This is a genomic window from Pseudomonas sp. NC02, from assembly GCF_002874965.1.
Lineage (GTDB): Bacteria > Pseudomonadota > Gammaproteobacteria > Pseudomonadales > Pseudomonadaceae > Aquipseudomonas.
In genome coordinates, this window is the sequence record NZ_CP025624.1 from 4929353 (window position 1) to 4950929 (window position 21577).

The 21577-nt window shown below is 61.8% G+C and carries 20 protein-coding genes, 4 tRNA genes and 1 pseudogene; 12 read left to right on the plus strand and 13 right to left on the minus strand.

Annotated features, from left to right (window positions below; genetic code table 11):
• The first annotated feature begins 175 nt into the window (after nt 1-175).
• From C0058_RS22915 to C0058_RS22945, 7 genes are all read left to right on the plus strand, one after another.
• On the plus strand, nt 176-583 hold the full coding sequence (locus C0058_RS22915; RefSeq protein ID WP_003217209.1) for a biopolymer transporter ExbD: 408 nt from the start codon (nt 176-178) through the stop codon (nt 581-583).
• Between the two features lie 2 nt (nt 584-585).
• The gene (locus tag C0058_RS22920; protein ID WP_102369636.1) at nt 586-1323 is read left to right on the plus strand and encodes an energy transducer TonB; all 738 of its coding nucleotides are present in this window, start codon (nt 586-588) and stop codon (nt 1321-1323) included.
• A gap of 24 nt (nt 1324-1347) precedes the next feature.
• Complete coding sequence (locus C0058_RS22925) at nt 1348-3630, plus strand: TonB-dependent receptor (protein WP_008431274.1); 2283 nt, start codon at nt 1348-1350, stop codon at nt 3628-3630.
• A 17-nt stretch (nt 3631-3647) separates the two neighbouring features.
• Nucleotides 3648-4295: a MotA/TolQ/ExbB proton channel family protein gene (locus C0058_RS22930; RefSeq protein ID WP_003217203.1), complete on the plus strand. Its 648-nt coding sequence runs from the start codon at nt 3648-3650 to the stop codon at nt 4293-4295.
• Nucleotides 4296-4351: 56 nt separating this feature from the next.
• Entirely contained in the window at nt 4352-5569 is a 1218-nt protein-coding gene (locus C0058_RS22935; protein WP_102369637.1) for a phospholipase D-like domain-containing protein, read from the plus strand.
• Nucleotides 5570-5686: 117 nt separating this feature from the next.
• Nucleotides 5687-6013, plus strand: coding sequence for a hypothetical protein (locus tag C0058_RS22940; protein WP_102369638.1), 327 nt, complete (start codon nt 5687-5689; stop codon nt 6011-6013).
• Entirely contained in the window at nt 6010-6555 is a 546-nt protein-coding gene (locus C0058_RS22945) for a hypothetical protein (RefSeq protein ID WP_008431270.1), read from the plus strand. The genes C0058_RS22940 and C0058_RS22945 overlap by 4 nt, the downstream gene beginning before the upstream one ends.
• Before the next feature lie 99 nt (nt 6556-6654).
• On the opposite strand, the gene C0058_RS22950 is transcribed toward C0058_RS22945, so the two are convergent.
• The 4 genes from C0058_RS22950 to C0058_RS22965 form a co-directional block, all read right to left on the minus strand.
• Nucleotides 6655-6730 (minus strand) — tRNA-Gly (locus C0058_RS22950).
• A gap of 3 nt (nt 6731-6733) precedes the next feature.
• Nucleotides 6734-6809 (minus strand) — tRNA-Glu (locus C0058_RS22955).
• Nucleotides 6810-6913: 104 nt separating this feature from the next.
• Nucleotides 6914-6989 (minus strand) — tRNA-Gly (locus C0058_RS22960).
• Nucleotides 6990-6992: 3 nt separating this feature from the next.
• A tRNA-Glu gene (locus C0058_RS22965) sits at nt 6993-7068 on the minus strand.
• A 370-nt stretch (nt 7069-7438) separates the two neighbouring features.
• Between C0058_RS22965 and C0058_RS22970 the strand changes: the two genes are divergently transcribed.
• Together C0058_RS22970 and C0058_RS22975 are read left to right on the plus strand one after the other, a co-directional pair.
• Nucleotides 7439-8197 carry a hypothetical protein gene (locus tag C0058_RS22970; protein WP_003217193.1) on the plus strand — a complete coding sequence of 253 codons (759 nt, stop codon included), beginning with the start codon at nt 7439-7441 and terminating at the stop codon, nt 8195-8197.
• A 121-nt stretch (nt 8198-8318) separates the two neighbouring features.
• On the plus strand, nt 8319-9131 hold the full coding sequence (locus C0058_RS22975; RefSeq protein ID WP_008431265.1) for an alpha/beta fold hydrolase: 813 nt from the start codon (nt 8319-8321) through the stop codon (nt 9129-9131).
• Nucleotides 9132-9167: 36 nt separating this feature from the next.
• Here C0058_RS22975 and C0058_RS33295 read toward each other — a convergent pair whose 3' ends face one another.
• The 4 genes and pseudogenes from C0058_RS33295 to C0058_RS22990 all read right to left on the minus strand — a co-directional run bounded on the left by C0058_RS33295 (nt 9168) and on the right by C0058_RS22990 (nt 13640).
• Nucleotides 9168-10049, minus strand: a complete 882-nt coding sequence (locus C0058_RS33295; protein WP_371315662.1) for a methyl-accepting chemotaxis protein — start codon at nt 10047-10049, stop codon at nt 9168-9170.
• Nucleotides 10029-11135: pseudogene (locus C0058_RS33300) on the minus strand (HAMP domain-containing protein); the annotation flags it as partial. The pseudogene C0058_RS33300 and the gene C0058_RS33295, both read right to left, overlap by 21 nt.
• Before the next feature lie 115 nt (nt 11136-11250).
• Nucleotides 11251-12675, minus strand: a complete 1425-nt coding sequence (locus tag C0058_RS22985; RefSeq protein ID WP_003217187.1) for a PLP-dependent aminotransferase family protein — start codon at nt 12673-12675, stop codon at nt 11251-11253.
• Nucleotides 12676-12878: 203 nt separating this feature from the next.
• Complete coding sequence (locus C0058_RS22990; RefSeq protein WP_008431261.1) at nt 12879-13640, minus strand: SDR family oxidoreductase; 762 nt, start codon at nt 13638-13640, stop codon at nt 12879-12881.
• A gap of 229 nt (nt 13641-13869) precedes the next feature.
• Here C0058_RS22990 and C0058_RS22995 point away from each other — a divergent pair, with 229 nt between their 5' ends.
• The gene (locus tag C0058_RS22995) at nt 13870-14877 is read left to right on the plus strand and encodes an NADP-dependent oxidoreductase (RefSeq protein WP_102369640.1); all 1008 of its coding nucleotides are present in this window, start codon (nt 13870-13872) and stop codon (nt 14875-14877) included.
• A gap of 155 nt (nt 14878-15032) precedes the next feature.
• Here the strand turns inward: C0058_RS22995 and pyrF are convergent, their stop codons facing one another.
• The gene (gene pyrF / locus C0058_RS23000; protein WP_003217180.1) at nt 15033-15731 is read right to left on the minus strand and encodes an orotidine-5'-phosphate decarboxylase; all 699 of its coding nucleotides are present in this window, start codon (nt 15729-15731) and stop codon (nt 15033-15035) included.
• Nucleotides 15732-16021: 290 nt separating this feature from the next.
• Between pyrF and C0058_RS23005 the strand changes: the two genes are divergently transcribed.
• Both C0058_RS23005 and C0058_RS23010 read left to right on the plus strand, forming a co-directional pair.
• Complete coding sequence (locus tag C0058_RS23005; RefSeq protein WP_032898726.1) at nt 16022-16786, plus strand: response regulator; 765 nt, start codon at nt 16022-16024, stop codon at nt 16784-16786.
• Nucleotides 16786-17823, plus strand: a complete 1038-nt coding sequence (locus C0058_RS23010; protein WP_003217175.1) for a cell wall metabolism sensor histidine kinase WalK — start codon at nt 16786-16788, stop codon at nt 17821-17823. The genes C0058_RS23005 and C0058_RS23010 overlap by 1 nt, the downstream gene beginning before the upstream one ends.
• 28 nt (nt 17824-17851) lie before the next feature.
• Here the strand turns inward: C0058_RS23010 and C0058_RS23015 are convergent, their stop codons facing one another.
• The 4 genes from C0058_RS23015 to C0058_RS23030 all read right to left on the minus strand — a co-directional run bounded on the left by C0058_RS23015 (nt 17852) and on the right by C0058_RS23030 (nt 21571).
• Nucleotides 17852-18916, minus strand: a complete 1065-nt coding sequence (locus C0058_RS23015) for an AI-2E family transporter (RefSeq protein ID WP_003217173.1) — start codon at nt 18914-18916, stop codon at nt 17852-17854.
• Between the two features lie 73 nt (nt 18917-18989).
• Nucleotides 18990-19808, minus strand: coding sequence for a DUF4892 domain-containing protein (locus C0058_RS23020; RefSeq protein ID WP_003217171.1), 819 nt, complete (start codon nt 19806-19808; stop codon nt 18990-18992).
• 102 nt (nt 19809-19910) lie between these two features.
• Nucleotides 19911-20765, minus strand: a complete 855-nt coding sequence (locus tag C0058_RS23025) for an alpha/beta hydrolase (RefSeq protein WP_102369641.1) — start codon at nt 20763-20765, stop codon at nt 19911-19913.
• On the minus strand, nt 20762-21571 hold the full coding sequence (locus C0058_RS23030; RefSeq protein WP_008431257.1) for an alpha/beta fold hydrolase: 810 nt from the start codon (nt 21569-21571) through the stop codon (nt 20762-20764). The genes C0058_RS23025 and C0058_RS23030 overlap by 4 nt, the downstream gene beginning before the upstream one ends.
• Nucleotides 21572-21577: the final 6 nt, after the last annotated feature.

The following is a 21577-nucleotide window of genomic DNA, read 5'->3' on the forward strand; positions in this document are numbered from 1 at the left end:
GAAATAAATTCTCCAAGAATGTACCCGCGTCGTGTCAGTTTCATTACGTAGATAAATAGACCTACGAGTCGTCTGTAAGACGCGTCCTAGAGCCTTAAAAGCTTAAATTAAAGTTAACCATTCGGTCATTTTTGGTTGCTAGCGTGTCGCCCCTAATCAACTGCGGGGTAGCGGAATGAGAACTTGGGATGAACCCAAAAAACGCAAGGCACACATCGAACTGATCCCGATGATCGACGTGATGATGTTCCTGTTGGTGTTTTTTGTACTGGTGAGTTTGAACGTGATTCCGGCCCTGGGCATGAAGACTCAGCTGCCGAGCGCCAGCAGTTCACAGCAGCTCAAGCCGCAAAATAAATTCATCCTGACCCTGGGCCTGGAAGGTCAGCTGCAGCTCGATGGCAAGGACCTGACCGTCGACGCGCTGGTGCCTGCACTCAAGGCCGGCGAGAAGCCAGACACCAAGTCGACGATCATCGTCAACAGCGACAAAGGCGTGGAAGTGTCGCGCCTGGTCGAGGTGATGGACACCCTGCGCCTGGGTGGCTTTACCTCTGTCTCCATCGCCACGAAAAAGTCCTGATCATGTATGCCTTGTTTCGTGCGCGTCGGCTGCTGGGCAGTGTCCCGGCCCTGATCGCCCTGGTGCTGATTGCACTGGGTATCCAGTCCCAACCCCTGAAGATCCAGCCGCAGTACGACGAGTCGGCGGTTGAACTCGCGCTGGTCGAGCCCGAGCCGGAAGTGGTCCCCGAGCCCGTGGTGGAAGAACCGCCGCCACCGCCGCCGGTGATCGAAGACGAGGAGGCCGAACCTGCCCCTCCGCCTCCGCCACTCAAGCCGATCCCCAAACCACTGCCAAAACCTGAGCCCAAGCCAAAACCGGTGCCCAAGCCCGTGGTCGCCAAGCCAACGCCTGTGCCTGCGCCAGCTCCGGTGGCCGCCAAGCCGGTGCAAGCCGCTCCCGCTCCCACGCCAGCACCCGCCGCGCCACCGGCGCCGCCGAAAGTCGACGGCCAGGCACTGGAAGGCGGCTACCTCAAGGGCTTGCGCAACGAGTTGGACACCTACAAGCAATACCCCACCGGGCGCCAGGCGTCCCTTGAACGCCCGAGTGGCGAGGTGGTGGTCTGGTTAATGGTGGACCGCCAAGGCCGCGTCCTCGACTCCGGGATCCAGACCCCGGCGCCGAGCATGCTGCTCAACCGGGCCGCCACCAACAGCCTGCGCCGTATCAAGCAGGTGAAACCGTTCCCCGAACAAGCCTTCGGTGGACGTAACGAGCAGCGCTTCACCGCCACCTTCAACTACAGCGTGCAATAAGCACACACCACCAGGACGACAGTGATGAAGTTCACCCGGATTCATCTGGCACTCGTTGCCGCGACGAGCATGACCCATGGAGTGGTCATGGCAGATACCAGCGACAGTGACGTCGGGACTATTGGGGTACAGGGCAAGGCAACCGCTGGGGGCGGTTACATGGTCCAGGAAGAGAGCGCCAAGGGCCGCTCGACCATCACCAAGGAAGCGTTGGACAAACAGACGGCCACCGGCAACGCCATCGACAAGCTCAAGTACACCCCGGGCCTGAACATCTCCAGTGAAGACAACACCGGCCTCTCGGGTTTCCGCTTCACCATGCGCGGCATGAACTCCGACCAGGTCGGTATGTCGGTGGACGGCATGCCGATCAACGACTCCGGCAACTACGCGTTGTACTCCAACCTGTTGGGCGACCCGGAAAACATCGACCAGATTTTCGTCACCCAGGGCTCGTCGGAAGCCGACGGCCCGCACATCGGTTCCAGCGGCGGCAACATCGGCATCGTGACCATTCGCCCCACCAAGGAAACCGGTGCCTTCGTCAAGCAAGTGGTCGGCAGCAACGCCACCCGCAAGACCTTCGCCCGCCTCAATACCGGTGAAGTCAACGGCCTGAGCAACTGGCTGTCGGCCTCCCACACCGAAGGCCAGATGTGGCGCGGCTCGGGTGCCGTACGTGCGGACAAGGTGGAGTGGAACAGCTTCTTCGACGCCGGCAACGGCAACACTGCCAACCTGATCCTCAAGTACCACGAGCAGGACAACAACAGTTACAGCCAGTTGACCAAGGCACAGTTCCAGCAGTACGGCCGCAAGTACGACCCGTACCCGGCGACACCGGCGGTGGGCGCCAACGGCAAGGTCAGCAGCTACTACGACCTGGCGCAGAACCCGTTCCAGACCTTTACCGCCGTGCTCAACACCCAGTACAAGCTGAGCGACAACCTGTCCCTCTCGGTGATCCCGTATTACTACTACGGCAACGGCAGCGGCGTGGGCTCCTCGGCCTATGCGCTGAACAGTGGCTCGAACAAGGGCGGCGTTTTCGACCTCGGCAACCTGCCGACACAGGCTCAATACAACGCCGACGGTTCCGCGACCACCGGCGTCTACTACCGCCCTTCGCGCACCCAGACCTGGCGCCCGGGCATCACCACCAAGCTGAACTGGGACCTGGGCGACCACAGCCTGCAATTCGGCTACTGGTATGAACGCGCCCGCCAAAGCCAGACCCAACCGTTCATTGCCCTCAAGAACAACGGCAAGCCAAGCGATACCTGGCCCGACGGCAACTCCGTGGTCGACGCCAACGGCAACACCGTACAGGGTCGCGACCGCTACACCGTGACGCCGGCGCAAAAGGTCTGGACCCAGGACACCTGGTACATCAACTCGGACTGGACGTTGATCGCGGGCATTGCCTACATGAACGTCGAGCGTGACGGCACCAACCACGGCAGCCTCACCGAGCAACCCGGCAAGGCCAGCCAGACCTACAACAAACTGCTGCCCAACGCCGGCCTGAAATACCAGCTCGACGAGCGTGACCAGTTGTTCTACAGCCTGTCGCGCAACATGCGTATTCCACAGAACTACGTGCTGTACGACAAAGGCGTCGGCTCCCTCGACTCCAAGCCGGAACTCAGCTGGAACCAGGAACTGGGCTGGCGCTACACCGGCGAAGACAGCACCCTCGCCGCGACCCTGTTCTACATGCAGTTCAAGAATCGCCAGCTCACCTCCCTGGACAGCAACGGTGATTCCGCCGACATCAACGCCGGCACCGTCATCAACAAAGGCCTGGAACTGGAGTGGAGCGGCAAGCTGCCGCACAACTTCAACTACTACACCTCCTACACCTACACCAGCTCCAAGCAGCAGGACGACCTGACCGTCTACAGCGCCGGCAAGCCGATCGTGCTGCCCACCAGCGGCAAGCAGTTCGCCAACGTGCCGACCAACATGCTGGCGGCCAACATCGGCTATGACGACGGGCGCTTCTACGGCACCTTCGGCGGCAAGTTCACCAGCAAGCTCTATGGCGACCTGACCAACGACGAAGCCATCTCCGCCCGCACCATCTTCAACCTCGGCGCCGGTATCTACCTGCCGGTGGACAAGAAAGTCGTCAAGGACGCAACCCTGCGCCTGAACGTCGACAACCTGTTCGACAAGAAGTACCTGGACGGCGTGTACACCACCAAGACCAACTCGGCGAGCTACAGCGGTTTCCGCGATGGCGACCCGGCCTACATCGTTGGGCTTGACCGCACCGTCACCGTTTCCCTGGAAGCCAATTTCTAACTGCGAGGCTCAGCATCATGGACATGAACCTGCTTCACCAAATCACCTTTTATGTGATGTACGCCGCACTGGCGATTGCAATCTTCATCACCATCGAACGTGGCATTTACTTCGCCTACGTGCGCCGCCAGGCCCGTGCATTGACCGAAGTGCTGGGCGCCAATGTGCACAGCGAACGCGACCTGCCGGAAAACCTGACTCGCCGTGACAGCCTGCCACTGAGCATGGTGCTGCCGATCCTGGCGCAGAAGGCGTCCCATGGTTCGCGCAAGGACCTGGATGACGAGATCGAAACCCAGTACCTCAAGACCCGCGCGCCGCTGTCGCGCAGCCTGTGGATCATCGAAACCATCACCACCGCCGCGCCGCTGCTCGGCCTGCTGGGGACCATCCTCGGCATCATCGATACCTTCAAGGCGCTGGCCAGTGCCGGTGTGTCCGACCCGGGCCAGATTTCCGGTGGTATCGGTACGGCCCTGTTCGCCACGGGTTTGGGTATCGCCATCGCGCTGTTCTGCGTGGTGTTCCACAACTTCTTCCAGGACAGCCTGGAGCGTATCAACGACCAGCTGAAAATCCTGCTGATCCGCGCTGCAACCGGTGCCCGCGTGCAGGGTGAAGTGCCGCACCTGGTACCGACCCCGCTGCACACCCGCACTGCGTGACCTTCCCGGGGCGGGCGCATCATGCGCCCGCCCTTTTTTTGCCCGATGAGACGCCTATGTCCATATCGCTGAAATTACGTATCGCCGGCCTTGCAGGCCTGCTCCTCAGTCCGCTTGCCCAGGCGGACTTTTCAATTCCGGGATTTGAGTTGGTACACACCGTGCCAGTGGACACCCAACTTGGCACCGCCGATCTGCGCCAGCCCGGCCCCGTGTGGATCCAGCTGTTCGACGGCGCGAAAAGCCGCATCGACATCGGCCAGTTCTACGCGGCCGACCATCCTAGCTCGGTGATGGACAAGGTGATTGAACACCTGGAAGCCGCCGGCAAACGCGGGGTGAAAATTCGCTTCCTGCTGGAAGAAAAAGGCGTACGGCTGTCGGAAGCCTCGACCCTGGAGCGCCTGAAAGCCATTCCCAACCTGACCTTCCGCATCCTGCCCTATGGCAAGCTGAGTGGGGGGATCATCCACGCCAAGTACATGGTAGTGGATGGCAAGCAGGCGTTTATCGGCAGCCAGAACTTCGACTGGCGTTCGCTGGAGCATATCCACGAAACCGGGCTGTTGATCAGTGATGCAAACGTCGTCGCCCAGACCCAGGCCATTTTTGAACAGGACTGGCAGGCCCAGGCTGCGTTGGCCGACAACCAGCCTGTTGCCCTGCCCGCCACAGGCGCCACACCGGCACGCACCGGCAACTACCTGGTAGCCAGCCCCCAGCGCTACAACCCGCCGGGTGTGGGTGATTCGCAGCTGGAACTGCCACATCTGCTGGGCGAGGCGAAAAAGGAAGTGCGCGTACAACTGCTGGACTACGCGCCGCTGTCCTATGGACCTGACAGAACCCGGCCTTACTACGCGATGATCGACAACGCCGTGCGTGCAGCGGCAGCGCGCGGGGTCTCGATCAAGTTGATGGTATCCAACTGGAACACCGAAGCACTGGAATTGCCGTACCTGAAAAGCCTGGCGGTGCTGCCGAATGTCGAGGTCAAGATCGTCACGCTGCCCGAGGCCAGGCAAGGATTTATTCCTTATGCGCGGGTGATCCACAGCAAGACCATGGAAATCGACGGGCAAGTGGCGTGGGTAGGGACCAGTAACTGGCTGGGCGGTTATTTCGATAACTCGCGCAACCTGGAAGTGGTGATGCGCAGTGAGGCGATGGCCAAGCGTGTGGGAGATTTACACGAGCAGCTGTGGGACGGGCCGTATGCCAAGGCACTGGAAGTGACGAGTGAGTACCCGCAGCCGCATCCGGGCAAACCTTAAGCTGTTGCCCGCAAATGGCATGGCTTTGCGGGCAATATCACATTGCCAGATATCCAGGTTGCACTTTTTCGCCTTTGCGCTGACCAACCCTGCATAACTCATGGAGGGAGAGCAGGGATGAACAACACACGCAATGGACTGTACGGTGCCGCGCTGGTTTGGGCGGCCATCGGGCTTGGCGGCTGCGCCAATTCGATGACCACCACCGGTGAGCCCGGGGTGAAGATGGGCGAGAGCTATGAGCAGGTGCTCGCCGTGGTCAGCCGCAACAATACGGTGACCAGGGAGATCGACGGGGAAGCATTCCGGGCTGAAGGTTACTCGGAGACGTTTAAGGATTGTCGCAACAAATATTTTATCTTCCAGGGTGCTAATGGCTTGCAGATGGTCAAGCTTGAGCCCGCGCCGCATCTGTCGGTCAGCCAGAACTGCCGCCAGCCATGAGAACCTTACGTGTAATTCCCGCCCTGTTCCTGGTTCTTCTCAGCGGCTGTGGCCAGGTATATAACGTCCGCTCCCTCAACACCGCCTATACAGCGCCACCGTCTGCCGAGACGGCGCGCTTGCGCATTATCAGCGACGGCATGGTGCGCGCAGTGCCCGGGCGCGATTGCCTGGACTGGAATGTTCCCGGAGCAGGCGTGATGGTGTCCGCCAAATCCGGCTTCGCCGACCGCAATGGCGCAAGCCTGGGGATGCCGGGGCCGATTTACACCTGGGACGGTGCGGTGTCGTCCGAACAGGTGATTCCGGCGAACACGCCCATTGCCTTTCATTACCTTGGGTTGCCGCAATATGGCCGGCAATGTTTCAACACCATGACCTTTATCCCCAAGCCCGGCATGGACTACATGGTGCGAGCATCAATGTCCGGGAGTTGCTCATTCGAGCTTGCTGAGCTGCCGAAAGGTGCCGAACGATGGAGTCCGATTGAACCGACGCCGTCGGGAAGGCTGTCGATGTGCCACGCGATGGATAATTTCTAGCGGTACAAACGCAACGTGGGCCGGGGCATTGCACTCCAGCTCACAAAAAACCCACAAACAAAAACGCCGATCATTGCTGATCGGCGTTTTCGTTAAATATGGAGCGGGAAACGAGACTCGAACTCGCGACCCCGACCTTGGCAAGGTCGTGCTCTACCAACTGAGCTATTCCCGCAAATGGCGTCCCCTAGGGGACTCGAACCCCTGTTACCGCCGTGAAAGGGCGGTGTCCTAGGCCACTAGACGAAGGGGACACGCTACTGAAACACATGGTGTGTATTTCAGTGCCCAGAGATTAAATCCGAAGATTACGCCCTGGTTTCACTCAGTGCCGCCCGAGGGCAACACTGCTTAAATTTGGAGCGGGAAACGAGACTCGAACTCGCGACCCCGACCTTGGCAAGGTCGTGCTCTACCAACTGAGCTATTCCCGCATATGGCGTCCCCTAGGGGACTCGAACCCCTGTTACCGCCGTGAAAGGGCGGTGTCCTAGGCCACTAGACGAAGGGGACACACGTACAACATTCACTCCCTACCGCGTTTCGCTGTGTGCTTTACGCTGTAAGTGGCGCGCATTCTATGGATGGATTGGGAGGTCGTCAACCCCCAAGGATAAATTTATTTAAATCAATGACTTCGCCGTGGTTTACGGGGGTTGCAAGGGTTTCTCGCCGTCCAGGCTTTGGCGCCTATATTCTGGCGTTCCACAAGGCGCTATAGTTCGCCACAGCAAATGATGGCAATGTGCATCTACGCAGGGACTGCCCCGCTATATAGAAGAAACTACTGACGCAACTGGTCGCTCAGTCCTATCCGGTCACTGCACCAGTCACTACACTTCAATGCAAACCCCATAAAGAGGTCACACCGGTGACACCACTCATGATCACCCTGCTGGTAATAGCCGGGATCGTAATACTGATCGCCATTGGCTACATGAACCACGTGGTGGAAAACAATAAGCTGGAAAAGAACCGGACCCGGATCGAACTCAATGACCGGCTGCGCCGCTGCGGCGAAATCACCGAGACCTTCCCTGGCCAGTTGATGACGCCGCGACTCAAGTTGCTGCTGACCCGCCTGGAGCTCAACGTCAATCAGCGCCTGCTGAACCTCGACAAGTCCAATGCGTCGCTCAAGGCACGCATCACTGAACTCAACGCACTGGTGGCCCAGGGCGAATCGATTCCGGTGAACAACCCGCCAGGCCCGATCCAGACCGAAGCCAAGGCCAAGGATGTACGTTTCCTGCTCGAAGCACTGCATGGCCAGGTGACCCGAGCGGCCCAGGACGGTTTCCTGCCGACCAATGAAGCCAAGCACTGGATCAAGGAAATCCGCCATATCCTGGTGCTGCTGCACATCGAGTTCTTCAACAACCTGGGCCAGCACGCACTGCAACAAGGCCAGCCGGGCCAGGCTCGCCTGGCGTTCGAACGCGGCGTGCAGTACCTGCGCAAGCAACCGGAGCCGGTGGTGTACAGCCAGCAGCTGCAATTGCTCGAGAAACAGCTGGCGCGCGCCAACTCCATGGTGCTGTCCAACCTTGAACCGGCTGAAGACGAGGTCAACGAATTGACCGAAGGCTTGAAAGTGGTGGATGCGGACGCCGACTGGAAGAAGAAAGCCATCTACGACTGATCCCCTGCCATTGTGGTGGGCGGGAAACCCGCTCGCCACATGCCATCACTCTGCACCTATCCCCTTCCCCTCGAATAGCGTAAAAAAGGCCCCTCACTCCGTTAACGAAAAGGGCTTCGCCATGCCTGTCGTGCTCATCGATGGACAACCGCTGCACTACCTCGACCAGGGCACCGGCCCGGCCGTTCTCCTCGGTTCCAGCTACCTGTGGGACAGCCAGATGTGGGCGCCGCAGATCGAAGCCCTGTCGCAACAGTACCGGGTGATCGTCCCCGAGCTTTGGGGCCACGGCGAGTCCGGCGCACTGCCTGCAAACACTGCATCCCTGGACGACCTCGCACGCCAGCACCTGGCGCTGCTGGATCACCTGGACATTGCCCGGGTCAACCTCGTGGGCTTGTCGGTCGGCGGCATGTGGGGCGCACGCCTGGCGCTGCTGGCTCCCGAGCGGGTCAACAGCCTGGTGCTGATGGACACGCACCTGGGCGCCGAGCCGGAAGCCACTCGCCAATACTACTTTTCGCTGTTCAAGATGATCGAAGACGCCGGCGCCATTCCGGAACCGCTGCTGGATGTGGTGGCGCCGATCTTCTTCCGTCCCGGTATCGACCGGGAGTCGGCCTTGTACCAGGATTTCCGCAACGCACTGCAGGCCTTCCCCAAGGAGCGCCTGGTGCACAGCATCGTGCCCCTGGGCCGGATTATCTTCAGCCGCGCGGATGTGCTGGAACAACTGGCGCGCCTCGACACCGACACCACCCTGGTGATGTGTGGCGAGCAGGACAAGCCACGCCCACCGGCCGAATCAGAGGAAATGGCGGCCTTGATCGGCTGCGCGCTGACGTTGATTCCGCACGCCGGGCATATCTCCAGCCGGGAAAACCCCGATTTCGTCAACGAAGCGCTGCTGACCTTCCTGGCCAACAACGCCTGACCGCCCTGCCCTTTGATCACCGCAGGCCTGCGGTGATCAAAGGCGAAAGTGCCCGACCATCCCCTTAAGCTCCGTACCCAACTGCGCCAGCTCGATGCTCGACGCTGCATTGCCCTGCATGCTCAACGCCGATTGATCGGCACTCGCACGGATGCTGGTGACGCTGCGGTTGATTTCCTCGGCCACCGAGCTTTGCTCTTCGGCCGCCGCGGCAATCTGCTGGTTCATCTGCTGGATCAACGACACCGCCGCCGCGATGCTGCCCAGGGCGCTTTCGGTTTCCAGGGCATCACTGACCGCCAGCTTGACCAGTTCGCCGCTCTGCCTGATCTGCTGCACCGAAGCCTGCGCAGCGCTGCGCAAGGTACTGACCAACCGTTCGATTTCCTCGGTCGATTGCTGGGTGCGCTTGGCCAGCGCCCGCACCTCGTCGGCCACCACGGCAAAACCGCGGCCCTGCTCGCCCGCCCGCGCCGCCTCGATGGCCGCATTCAGCGCCAGCAGGTTGGTTTGCTCGGCCACGCTCTTGATCACCTCAAGGACGGTGCCGATAGTCTGGATCTCCGCGCTCAGGCTTTCGATGCTGGTACTGGCGGAGGTCGCGGAACTGGCCAGCAACTCGATACGCTGCAAGCTCTGGCGCACCACCTGCTGGCCGCTGTCGACCTTGTCATCCGCCGTCTGCGCCGCCTGGGCCGCTTCTTCGGCATTGCGCGCCACATCGTGCACGGTGGCGGTCATCTGGTTCATGGCCGTGGCCACCTGCTCGGTTTCTTCCTTCTGGCTGCTGACCTCGATATTGGTCTGCTCGGTGACGCTGGACAGCGAATGGGCCGAGCTGGCCAGTTGCTCGATACCCGCCTGCAACCCGCTGACCATGCTGCTCAGGCCGCTGCTCATCTGTTGCATCGCGAGCATCAACTGGCCCATCTCGTCCCGGCGACTGACTTCCATGCGGCCACTGAGATCACCGGCGGCAATCTGCTGGGCCACCGCAATCACGCTGCGCAACGGTGCAACGATCAAACGGGTGATGATCCACGCGGCAATCAGCCCGACCAATAACGCCAACGCCGAAGAACCGATGATCAGCAACGCGCTTTTCTTCAACTGCGACTGCATCGACAGGTCTTCTGCGTCGTAGGCCTGATTGACCCGGGTGACCACTTCGGCTGCACGCTCGTGCAACTGCTTGTAGACGACTTTTTCCTGGGCCAGCAGCCCGGTGTATTCGCCGAGTTTTTCGCTGAAGGCCGCGATATGCCCGGACACTTCGTTAAGCACGGTTTGGTAGCCAGGATCCTTGACGGTGGTTTTCAGCTGTTCGACCTGGGCCAGGGCCTGATCGGCCTGCTCGATCTTGCCCTGCTCGGCGTTCTCGTCATCGCCCTTGCGGCTCTGGTCCAGGCGCACGTGCGCTTCGTTCATGGCCTGCAGCATCAGGCGCGAGACCTGGCTGACCTGCCCCGCCTGCTCGATGAATTCGGCACCTTCCTTGCCCTGGCTTTCCTTGAGGCCATAGGCGCCGTCGTCCGCCAGCCCGGCCTGCAACACATCAAGGTTGTTGGCGACACTGGAGACCGACCAACTGGCCATTTCCAGCGCCAGGTCCTTGGTCTGGGTCAGCTCGACAAACTCATCGAACGCCTTGCGATACGCCGCCAGCGCCTGCTCGACGTCGCTCATCACCGGGACATTGGCAGGCGACTGGGCCTTGAGAATTACCGCCTGGGCCGCCAACGCGTCGACACGTTCGTGCAAGGCGTCCACCGACTTGGGGTCGGCATGCAGCGCGTAGTCCTGCTCGATCAAGCGCACCTTGAGCAAGCCGCTGTTGAGCGCCGACATGGCTTTAAGGCCCTCGAAGCGCTGGCCAACGGTTTGCAGCGACCACACGCCAATCGCGGCCACCAATGCCGTCAACAGCAGTACCAGGGCAAAGCCCAAGCCCAGTTTCTTGGCCATACCGAGGTTGGCAAAACGTCGTTGCACGGCAGAAATCATTGCACTTGAGTCCTCTTGCAATGGCGAATGCCATCAAGCCAGGTTTCGATGCAGCGAGATTCGCAACCCCGGGGCACTGAATACAAGGGTTTGGCGCCACAATAATGGCAAAAAGCTACATCCTCGTCGTTTTCAGAATGGTAGAGGTCGATCCTGCCGGCCCCATGGCCTTGAACAACGCCAGTGCACGCTGATCAGAAGCGTAGGCCACATTGATGCGCAGCCAGTCGCTGGATTCGCCCGTCGGGCTGAAAAGCGTCCCCGGCGACAGCAACACCCCCAGCCGGCGAGCCCGCGCCTGCACGGTGGAACGGTCGCCGACACCAGGGCGCGCCCAGAGGAACATGCCCCCCGCCGGCACCGCAAACACCTCCCACTCTTCGTCTTCCAGCACCTGCAGGGTCATGGCCATTTCCGTGCTCAGCCGCCGGCGCAGGCGTTGCACCCACTTGCGGTAGGTACCATTGGCCAGCAACGTCGCCACCACCGCCTCGGCAAACCGCGAGGTGCCGATGCCGGTCAAGGTCTTGACCCTGGCCAATTGCGCGATGATCGCCCCGCTGGCCGTGAGATACCCCACCCGCAAGGCGCTGCTGAGGGTCTTGGAAAAACTCGAGACATAGATCACCCGGTCCTCGTGGGGCAACGCCGACAACCGGGTGCACGTGGCATGTTGCAGGTCGCCATAGACGTCTTCCTCAATGATGAAGAAGTCCTGGGAATGGGCCAGTTGCAGCAAGCGCTCGGCGACCGCCAGGGACAGGCTGGTGCCGGTGGGGTTGTGATACAGGCTGTTGATGAACAGGCACTTGGGCCGGTGCCCGCGCAACAGCGCTTCCAGGGCAGGCATGTCCGGGCCGCCACGGGTGCGCGGCACTTCCAGCAGCTTGACACCGTGAAAGGCCAGTTGGCGGTAAAGGTTGCCGTACCCCGGGCTTTCCACCACCACGGTGTCGCCGGCCTTGAGCAGCGTGCGGATCAGCAGGTCCTGGGCGTGGCTCGCGCCGTGGGTGGTGAGAATATGCTCGACCCGGGTTGCCACCTGAATGTGCGCCAGGCGCTTGAGCAGCTGTTCACGCAGGGCCGGCAGGCCCAGCGGCGTGCTGTAGTTGAAGACCGCAGCAGTGTCGGTGCGGGTGACTTCACGAATCGCGTAACTGATGTCGTCGCTCTCGCGCCAGGTGTCCGGCAGCCAGCCGCATCCCAGTTTCAGTTCGCCCAGTTGATTGTCGATGAAGGCGCCCCACCCCGACTCGGCGCCCTCATACCATTGGTTTTCACCGCGAAGACCACGCTCGGCGGGTGGCTGGGCCACACAGAAACCGGCGCCTTGCCTTGAGGCCAGCACCCCTTGGGCAACCATCCGCTCGAACGCCTCGATGACGCTGGACTGACTGAGCAGGTTCTCGTGGGCCAGTTGCCGCACCGAGGGCAACCGCGTCCCGGGGCTGGCGCCGCTCTCGCGAATCCAGGCGGCCAGCGCACTGACGATTTGCTGCACTACCGGTACAAGGGCTTGTCGATCGATCCCTAAATCCATGAGCCACTCACTTAAACTGTTGTCATTTAACCCAAACCAGTTAAGCACAGAAGCCCAATGACAGCCGCGATCAAGATTTATTAAATCATTGATTTAATTGAATTATTTACCTAGTGAAACACATTCAGGTGAGGCATCTGGCCACCTGCGGAAAAACCCCACAGCGCCTCCAACGCTTTTCTGAATGGCATCCGCCTCACTTCCTAAATCGCGGTCGCGCCACCGTCCACCGCCAATGCCTGGCCCGTGGTGAAGGCAGCACCGTCGCTGCACAGATAAAGCACGGCGCTGGCGATCTCCTCGACCTTGCCGATACGCCCGACCGGGTGCATGGCGGCGGCAAATTCGGCTTTGCGCGGGTCGGCTTCATAGGCACGGCGGAACATATCGGTGTCGATCACGGCCGGGCATACCGCGTTGACGCGGATTTTCTTTTTCGCGTACTCGATCGCCGCCGACTTGGTCAGGCCGATCACCGCGTGCTTGGACGCGGCATAGATACTCATCTTCGGCGCCGCCCCAAGCCCTGCCACAGAAGCCGTGTTGACGATGGCGCCGCCGCCCTGAGCCAGCAGCAACGGCAGTTGATACTTCATGCACAGCCACACGCCCTTGACGTTGACGCCCATGATTGCGTCGAACTCATCCAGGCTGCCGTCCGCCAGCTTGCCCTTCTCGATCTCGATCCCGGCGTTGTTGAAGGCATAGTCCAACCGGCCATAGGTGGCCACGGTCTGCTGCATCAACTGCTGCACGTCCGCTTCGAGGGTGACATTGCAGCGCACAAACACCGCTTCGCCACCGGCCTGATGAATCAGCGCCACAGTGCCCTCGCCGCCAGCCGCGTCCAGGTCGGCGACTACGACTTTCAAGCCTTCAGCGGCGAACGCCAGCGCAGTGGCGCGGCCAATGCCGGCGGCCGCACCGGTCACCAGGGCGACCTGGCCGGAAAATGTCATGCTCATGGTGGATGTTCCTTCGATGGGGATGCTCGATGACCCCAGTCTAGCCAGAGCCAGCATCGGCGCGTCAGCACTATCAAAAGCCCGGTTGGCGAACCATGAGCCGCAGTGATAACGGCACCGGCATCACTATCATTGCAGTGGATCGGTGGGCATTCGCAGGTGCCGCGCACCTTGCCGGTGCAGCCCGAAGGGTCTATCACTCAAGGTCCACTTCTCAAGAGTCGCTGCCATGACTGCCCAGACCAACCGCCAATTCCTGCTCGCCAAACGCCCGGTCGGCGCGGCCACGCGGGACACCTTCACTTACCAGGAAGTGCCGGTGGGTACACCCCAGGACGGCCAGGTGCTGGTGCACAACGAATACCTGTCCCTGGACCCGGCCATGCGCGGCTGGATGAACGAGGGCAAATCCTACATTCCACCGGTGGGTATCGGCGAAGTCATGCGCGCCTTGGGCGTAGGCAAGGTGATCGCGTCGAACAACCCGAAATTTGCCGTGGGCGACTACGTCAACGGTGCCTTGGGTGTGCAGGATTACTTCCTCGGTGAGCCGTGGGGTTTCTACAAGGTCGATCCGAAACTGGCGCCGTTGCCGCGTTATCTGTCGGCGCTGGGGATGACCGGCATGACCGCTTACTTCGCCCTGCTGGACACCGGCGCGCCCAAGGCCGGCGAGACCGTGGTGATCTCCGGCGCGGCAGGCGCGGTGGGCAGCATTGCCGGGCAGATTGCCAAGATTAAAGGCTGCCGCGTGGTAGGCATCGCTGGCGGCGCCGACAAATGCAGGTTCTTGGTGGATGAGCTGGGTTTTGATGCCGCCATCGACTACAAGAACGAAGACGTGCATGCCGGCCTCAAGCGCGAGTGCCCGAAAGGTGTGGACGTGTATTTCGATAACGTCGGCGGGGACATTCTCGATGCCGTGCTCAGCCGCCTGGCATTGAAAGCCCGCGTAGTGATCTGCGGCGCCATCAGCCAGTACAACAACAAGGAAGCTGTCAAAGGGCCAGCCAACTACCTGTCACTGCTGGTCAATCGTGCGCGCATGGAAGGGTTTGTGGTGATGGACCACGCGGCGAATTTTGCCGCTGCCGGGCAGGAAATGGCCGGCTGGATGGCTCAGGGCAAGCTCAAGAGCAAGGAAGATATAGTCGAGGGGCTGGAGACGTTCCCGGAGACGCTGATGAAACTGTTCAACGGTGAGAACTTTGGGAAGTTGGTACTTAAAGTCAGCTGACACACCTCAGAACCAAATGTGGGAGCGGCGGTGCGACGGTTCGACTTGCTCGCGAAGGCGGTGTGACAGTCAATGCATAAGGTGACTGCTCTACCGCCTTCGCGAGCAAGCCCGCTCCCACATTTTTTTACCGTGCCCGCTTCAGGTCGGGTAGGTCAGGCAATCTCGGCAACTACCGCTGCCAGCGCCTTGGCCGGGTCGGCCGCCTGGCTGATCGGGCGACCGATCACCAGGTAATCGGAACCGGCATCCAGGGCCTGGCGCGGGGTCAGGATGCGACGCTGGTCGTCCTGGGCGCTGCCCGCCGGGCGAATCCCCGGGGTCACCAGTTGCAACGCCGGGTGGGCGGTCTTCAGCGCCTGCGCTTCCAGCGCCGAGCACACCAGGCCGTCCAGGCCAGCCTTTTGCGCCAGGGCCGCGAGGCGCAGCACTTGTTCCTGTGGCTCGATGTCCAGGCCGATGCCGGCCAGGTCTTCACGCTCCATGCTGGTCAGCACGGTCACGCCAATCAGCAGTGGCTTGGGGCCGCTGCGCTGATCGAGCACTTCACGGCACGCAGCCATCATGCGCAAGCCGCCGGAGCAGTGCACGTTGACCATCCACACGCCCATTTCGGCGGCGGCCTTGACCGCCATCGCGGTGGTGTTGGGGATGTCGTGGAATTTCAGGTCGAGGAACACCTCGAACCCTTTGTCACGCAAGGTGCCGACAATTTCGGCGGCACAACTGGTGAACAGTTCCTTGCCAACCTTGACCCGGCAAAGCTTGGGGTCCAACTGGTCAGCCAGCTTCAGTGCGGCGTCACGAGTGGGGTAATCCAGGGCGACGATGATAGGAGTCTGGCAGGCGGACATTGGAATGGGCTCTCAGGCAAGTCGAAATCGGCGCGGATTGTAGCGCAAGCAGCGGGTTTGCGGGATCCGATGATCGGTAATTCGCGATTTAGCCGCCAGATTGCGGGCTCCCGGGCAATTGTGTCGAAACAGATACATTCCCGACATGCCTGCAATACCCCCGAAGATTAGCCTCGCACACGTGAACCATCGTACAGAACTTCCAGCCCCGGGGCTGGGCGCCTATGCTGAACGCAACAACCTCTCCGCCGAGCTTCGGCCCGGCGGCCAACCAGGTAGATGATCGCACCATGCAAACCCTGACTCCTGTGCTGAATGACGATCAAAAAGCCTCGCTTGTCGGTGAAGACAAACGCTGGAATACCCGCGCACTGATTGTCGACGACGACGTGCCGATCCGCGAACTGCTGATCGATTACCTGGCGCGCTTCAATATCCTCGCCAGCGGCGTGACCGATGGCGCGGCCATGCGCCAGGCCATGCAAGCCGAGACCTTCGACGTGGTGGTGCTCGACCTGATGCTGCCGGGCGAAGACGGCCTGTCGCTGTGCCGCTGGCTGCGGGCAGAATCGGACATCCCGATCCTGATGCTCACCGCCCGCTGCGAACCTACCGACCGCATTATCGGCCTGGAACTGGGGGCCGACGACTACATGTCCAAGCCCTTCGAGCCCCGCGAACTGGTGGCCCGTATCCAGACCATCCTGCGTCGCGTGCGGGATGACCGCACTGAGCAACGGGCGAATATCCGCTTCGACAACTGGCGCCTCAACAGCGTACTGCGCCAACTGGTGGCCGACGATGGCCTGGTGGTGCCGCTGTCCAACGCCGAATTCCGCTTGCTGTGGGTGTTTATCGAGCGCCCGCGCCGAGTGTTGAGCCGCGAGCAATTGCTGGATGCGGCCCGTGGCCGTTCCATCGAAGCCTTTGATCGCAGCATTGACCTGCTGGTCTCACGCCTGCGCCAAAAACTCGGGGATGACCCCAAGGCCCCGCAGTTGATCAAGACCGTACGCGGTGAAGGCTACCTGTTCGACGCCCGAGATATCGGCTGATGCGCAACGCCTTCAACACCCTGTTCGGGCGGCTGTTCGGTGTGTTGCTGGTAGCGATTGTGCTGGCCCACGCGCTGGCATTCTTCTGGTTTCACCATTATGGCCCGCCGCCCCCTCCACCCCACGAGACCTTCATCGAGCAACCGGACGGCAGCCTGACGCCAATGCCCAAGGAGCATCGCCGTCCCTGGTTCGGCGGGCCTGTGGTGCCACTGACCTTCCAGTTTATCTCGCTGATCATCGCCGCCTGGTATGGCGCCAAGCTGCTCAGCCGGCCGATCCAGCGCCTGAGCGCCGCGGCCGAGCGCCTGAGCCTGGACCTCGACAGCCCACCGCTGAACGAGTCCGGCCCACGGGAGGCGCGGCAAGCGGCATCGACCTTCAACCTGATGCAAAAGCGCATCCGCGAACAGGTCACCCAGCGTGCCCGCATGCTGGGCGCCGTGTCCCACGACCTGCGCACGCCGCTGTCACGGCTCAAGCTGCGCCTGGAACAGATCGAAGACACCAAGCTGCAGGGCCAGATGCGCCAGGACCTGGACGACATGATCGGCATGCTCGACGCCACCCTGAGCTACCTGCACGAGCAGCGCACCAGCGAAACCCGGCATTGGCTGGATGTGCAGGCGCTGGTGGAGTCCCTGAGTGAAAACGCCCAGGACCGCGGCTCCGATGTGCAATGCAGTGGTGAGTGCGCGCCGCTGCAAGTGCAACCGATGGCCCTGCGTTCGTGCCTGAACAACCTGATCGACAACGCCCTGCGGTACGCCGGCACCGCGCGCATCGAACTCGCGGACACTCCGCAGGCGCTGGTGGTGAAGGTGATCGACCACGGCCCGGGCATTGCGGCGGATAAACGCGAGGCGGTGTTTGAACCGTTTTATCGGCTGGAAGGCTCGCGCAACCGCAATTCCGGTGGCGTGGGGTTGGGCATGACGATTTCCAAGGAAGCCGTGGAACGCCTCGGTGGACGGCTGAGCCTGGAGGAAACTCCGGGCGGCGGCCTTACCGCCGTAATGTGGCTGCCAAGGGCGTAGGAATGGTTCCTGCGCCCTGCAGGAACCATTACTGCCCGGTTTTATCTTCCCGCCGCACCTGAGCCTGGGTGGCACTCCAGTCGGTCAACAAGCTATACGCCACCGCCAGCAATGTCGGGCCGATAAACAGGCCGATAAAGCCGAACGCAATCAACCCGCCAAACACCCCCAGCAACACGATCACCAGCGGCAGGTTGCCGCCACGGCTGATCAGGTAGGGCTTGAGCACGTTGTCGACGCCGCTGATGATGAACGTGCCCCATACACCGAGGAACACCGCATAGGTGTAGTCGCCCTTCCAGGCGAGCCAGGCGGTGGCCGGAATCCAGATCAGCGGCGGGCCCATCGGAATCAGGCTGAGCAGGAACGTCACGATCCCCAGCACCAAAGCCCCCGGAACACCGGCAATCCAGAAGCCGATCAGCGCCAGCAAGGCCTGGGCGGCAGCGGTGCCGATCACACCGTTGACCACCCGCTGCACCGTACCCGCGACCAGTTCGATGTAATAACCCGCCCGGTCGCCGATCAACCGCTCCAGCAAGCGATGCACAAACATCGCCAGGCGCGGCCCGTCACGGTAGAAAAAGAACACGAACACCAGGCTCAGGGTCAGTTCCAGGATGCCGCCGCCGATCTGCGCACTGCGGGCCAGCAACCAGTTGCCGACCTGGCCCAGGTACGGTTTCAACGTGACCATCAGTGCCGCGCCCTGCTGGTCGATGCTGTCCCACATCGCCACCAATCGTTCGCCGACAAAGGGAATGGAGCCGAGCCAGGTGGGCGCCGCAGGCAAGCCATCCACCTGGATATCCTTGATCAGGCCCACGGCATCGCGCACATGGTCGGCCAGGTTGAACCCCAGCCAAACCAGCGGCAACGCCACCAATAGCATCCAGACCAGGGTCAGGATCCCGGCGGCCAGCGATTCGCGACCGCCCAGCCAGCGGGTGAGCAAGCGCATCACCGGCCAACTGGCAAACGCCAGTACCGCGCCCCAGAACAGCGCCGACCAGAACGGCGCCATCACCCAGAAGCTGGCACCAAACAACACCAGCAGCAGGATCTGCACCAGCAGGCGATCGTTATTGAGCATGTGGTTTCTCGAAAAGAAGTCTGTAAGAGGAAGAGCTTAGGCGAACGGCGCGGGTCCGTTCGCCCTGGAACGGTCAGCGTATCAGATGCAGGTGCAAACCCTTGGCTTCGGTGGTGCCGGTTTCCAGGCGCGCCGCACGTACGCCCTGATCGATCAAGCCCTGGCGCCATGCCTCGGCGGTGGGCCCGGTCAAACTGACCCGCAACGTGGCATCCAGGTTCAATCCGCGGGAAATAAGGGTGAGCCAGGTGGCGTCAGGCTCGGCGCCCAGCTTGGGGAAATCCAGCTCGCCGGTGCTTTTCAGTTCCCGCAGCAGCGTAGCGGAGGTCGGCAGCAAATCGCCCAACGGTGCGCTGGCGTCCATCTGTTCCACGTGCAGGTACGCCCGTCGATTGCCCCGGGTGATGCCGTACAACGCGACCAGGGAGTTGTCCTGCGGGGCCGCCAGGCGCAGCAGCAGGTATTCCTGCTGGCCGTCGGCGCCCACCAGCTTGGCATTGCCGAACACTTCATTGGCCCACAGGCTGCTTTCACCGCAATCACGGGCCTGGCACCAGAACAGCAGTTGCGCGCCCTGGGCCTGCAAGGCTTCGCGGGTGGCGGTAAAGGCGGCGCTGGAGGTGTGCTCGGCAGGCAGTTCGTAGGTGATGGCAGTGGCTTGGCCGCGGGCGGTGGCCTGGCCTTCATAGCGCAGCTGGCCGCTGATCTTGCGGATCGAGCCCAGCGGGTAGATACGTTCTTTCTCTTCGGCGGGACGGTAGTCGACGATCTGCGCGTCGACCTGACGGGCCACGGCGGGCAAGTCCTGGCTACCCGGTACGTCGGCGGCAAACACCAGCGGGCTGAAACAGCACAGCCCCAGAACACGGAAAAATCCCTTCGGCATACTCATCGGATCGGCGCGCCCTGGCCATTGGGGTGCGCTGCGGTGTTGAGATCGTTCATGGTTGACTCCCTTTCGATCCGCCCAGCCTCGGCAGTTGACCCCGCCAAGTCAAGGCGTGGAGAAGAACCGATTGAAACAGTCTGCAACAAGGGTAGCGCCTGGCTCGTCATTCAGGTGCAAATGATGGCCACCGGGCAAGGTAGTCACCTGGAACGTAAGCCCGGAAAGCAATTCGGAATGTTTCGCCAACATGCCGTCTTCGGCGACCACCAACTGTGTCGGACAGCCGACTCGGCGCACGAAGGCCATCGCCTGCTCTTCTGTCAGGCGCATGGGGGAGGCCAGGGTCAGGCGGCTGTCGCTGCGCCAGGTGTAACCACCCGGCACGGGCATCAAGCCACGCTGGGCCAGCAGTTCGGCGGCTTCACGACTGACTGCCACCACGCCTTTCATCCGCGCTTCCACCGCGCGATCAAGGGTGCTGTACACCGGCTTGCGCTTGTCCTGCAGGTTCATTTGCGCCTGCAACGCCATGCCGAGGCGTTCGGCGGCGTTGTCTGCGGTGCCGGTCGGCGGGATCACGCCATCAATCAATCCCAGGTGCGTCACCCGCTCCGGCAAGGCGCCGGCCAACACCAGGGAAACGATGGCGCCGAGGGAGTGGCCAAGTAATGCAAAACGTTTCCACCCGAGTTGTTCGGCGACTTGCAGCACGTCGTGGACGTAATCCCACAGGGAATAACCGGCGCCAACGGGGCGATGGGCCGAGTGACCATGGCCGGCCATGTCCAGCGCAACGATGCGCAGGCCATCGAGTTTCGGTGCCAGGCGGGCGAAGCTGTTGGCGTTGTCCAGCCAGCCATGCAGGGCAATCACCGGCAGGCCATCTTCAGGGCCGAACAGATGCGCCGCCAACTCGATGTGCGGCAGCGCCAGGCGGACTTCTTCGACGGGCGCAGTCATGCGCAACTGCGCTCGCGCTGGCGAGCTTCCCAACGGGCAAACAGGTTCTTGATCAAAGTGGCGGTGTCCTGTGGGCGTTCAAGGGGAAACATGTGGCCGCCGGGCATGGTCAGCATTTCGCCCATGGGCATGCGCCCCACGCCGCTGGCATGGTGACGCATCACCACCCGGCTCTGGCGACCACGCACCACCGCCAGCGGCACTTTCAGTTGCCGGGCCTGGCCGGGGCTGGTGTGGGGCACGCCGCGGTAGATGCTGATTTCGGTGGCCGGATCAAAGCGCAGGCGCAGGCGATCACCCACCGGCTCCAGGCCGTGTTGCAGGTAGGCATCAAAACAGTCGGGATCAAAGCCGCGAAACAAGGTCTTGCCAGCGAAGTACTGGCGCGCAGCCGCCAGGTCGGCGAACTCTTCACGACGGCCCAGGGTGCGCCCCGCCGGGGTCAGCCGGTCAATAAAGCCGAAACGCTTGGCCGCGCGGATCACCCAGCGATCGGCCAGGGTCAGTACCGGCGAATCCAGCATCACCACCCCGCGATACAGCTGCGGGCTACGCATGGCCGCATGCAGGTGCAGCACACCACCCAACGAATGGCCCACGCCCCACACCGGCTCCGGTTGTTGCTCAAGGTGGTGGATCAGTTCGTCCACCAGGTTCTGCCAATTGTCATCCACTGGAAACCGGGGGTCGTGACCGTGCTGCGGCAAATGCGCGACGGCGTACTCCGGGGCCAGGGCGGCAAACAATTTGCCGTAGGTCGCCGAAGGAAAGCCATTGGCGTGAGCGAAAAACACGTGCTGCGACATACCTGA

Bases quoted from the DNA above. Each gene is read 5' to 3' on its own strand.
- C0058_RS22915 (WP_003217209.1), top strand. From the start codon at position 176: ATGAGAACTTGGGATGAACCCAAAAAACGCAAGGCACACATCGAACTG.
- C0058_RS22920 (WP_102369636.1), top strand. From the start codon at position 586: ATGTATGCCTTGTTTCGTGCGCGTCGGCTGCTGGGCAGTGTCCCGGCC.
- C0058_RS22925 (WP_008431274.1), top strand. From the start codon at position 1,348: ATGAAGTTCACCCGGATTCATCTGGCACTCGTTGCCGCGACGAGCATG.
- C0058_RS22930 (WP_003217203.1), top strand. From the start codon at position 3,648: ATGGACATGAACCTGCTTCACCAAATCACCTTTTATGTGATGTACGCC.
- C0058_RS22935 (WP_102369637.1), top strand. From the start codon at position 4,352: ATGTCCATATCGCTGAAATTACGTATCGCCGGCCTTGCAGGCCTGCTC.
- C0058_RS22940 (WP_102369638.1), top strand. From the start codon at position 5,687: ATGAACAACACACGCAATGGACTGTACGGTGCCGCGCTGGTTTGGGCG.
- C0058_RS22945 (WP_008431270.1), top strand. From the start codon at position 6,010: ATGAGAACCTTACGTGTAATTCCCGCCCTGTTCCTGGTTCTTCTCAGC.
- C0058_RS22970 (WP_003217193.1), top strand. From the start codon at position 7,439: ATGATCACCCTGCTGGTAATAGCCGGGATCGTAATACTGATCGCCATT.
- C0058_RS22975 (WP_008431265.1), top strand. From the start codon at position 8,319: ATGCCTGTCGTGCTCATCGATGGACAACCGCTGCACTACCTCGACCAG.
- C0058_RS33295 (WP_371315662.1), bottom strand. From the start codon at position 10,049: ATGCTCGCGATGCAACAGATGAGCAGCGGCCTGAGCAGCATGGTCAGC.
- C0058_RS22985 (WP_003217187.1), bottom strand. From the start codon at position 12,675: ATGGATTTAGGGATCGATCGACAAGCCCTTGTACCGGTAGTGCAGCAA.
- C0058_RS22990 (WP_008431261.1), bottom strand. From the start codon at position 13,640: ATGAGCATGACATTTTCCGGCCAGGTCGCCCTGGTGACCGGTGCGGCC.
- C0058_RS22995 (WP_102369640.1), top strand. From the start codon at position 13,870: ATGACTGCCCAGACCAACCGCCAATTCCTGCTCGCCAAACGCCCGGTC.
- pyrF (WP_003217180.1), bottom strand. From the start codon at position 15,731: ATGTCCGCCTGCCAGACTCCTATCATCGTCGCCCTGGATTACCCCACT.
- C0058_RS23005 (WP_032898726.1), top strand. From the start codon at position 16,022: ATGCAAACCCTGACTCCTGTGCTGAATGACGATCAAAAAGCCTCGCTT.
- C0058_RS23010 (WP_003217175.1), top strand. From the start codon at position 16,786: ATGCGCAACGCCTTCAACACCCTGTTCGGGCGGCTGTTCGGTGTGTTG.
- C0058_RS23015 (WP_003217173.1), bottom strand. From the start codon at position 18,916: ATGCTCAATAACGATCGCCTGCTGGTGCAGATCCTGCTGCTGGTGTTG.
- C0058_RS23020 (WP_003217171.1), bottom strand. From the start codon at position 19,808: ATGAGTATGCCGAAGGGATTTTTCCGTGTTCTGGGGCTGTGCTGTTTC.
- C0058_RS23025 (WP_102369641.1), bottom strand. From the start codon at position 20,765: ATGACTGCGCCCGTCGAAGAAGTCCGCCTGGCGCTGCCGCACATCGAG.
- C0058_RS23030 (WP_008431257.1), bottom strand. From the start codon at position 21,571: ATGTCGCAGCACGTGTTTTTCGCTCACGCCAATGGCTTTCCTTCGGCG.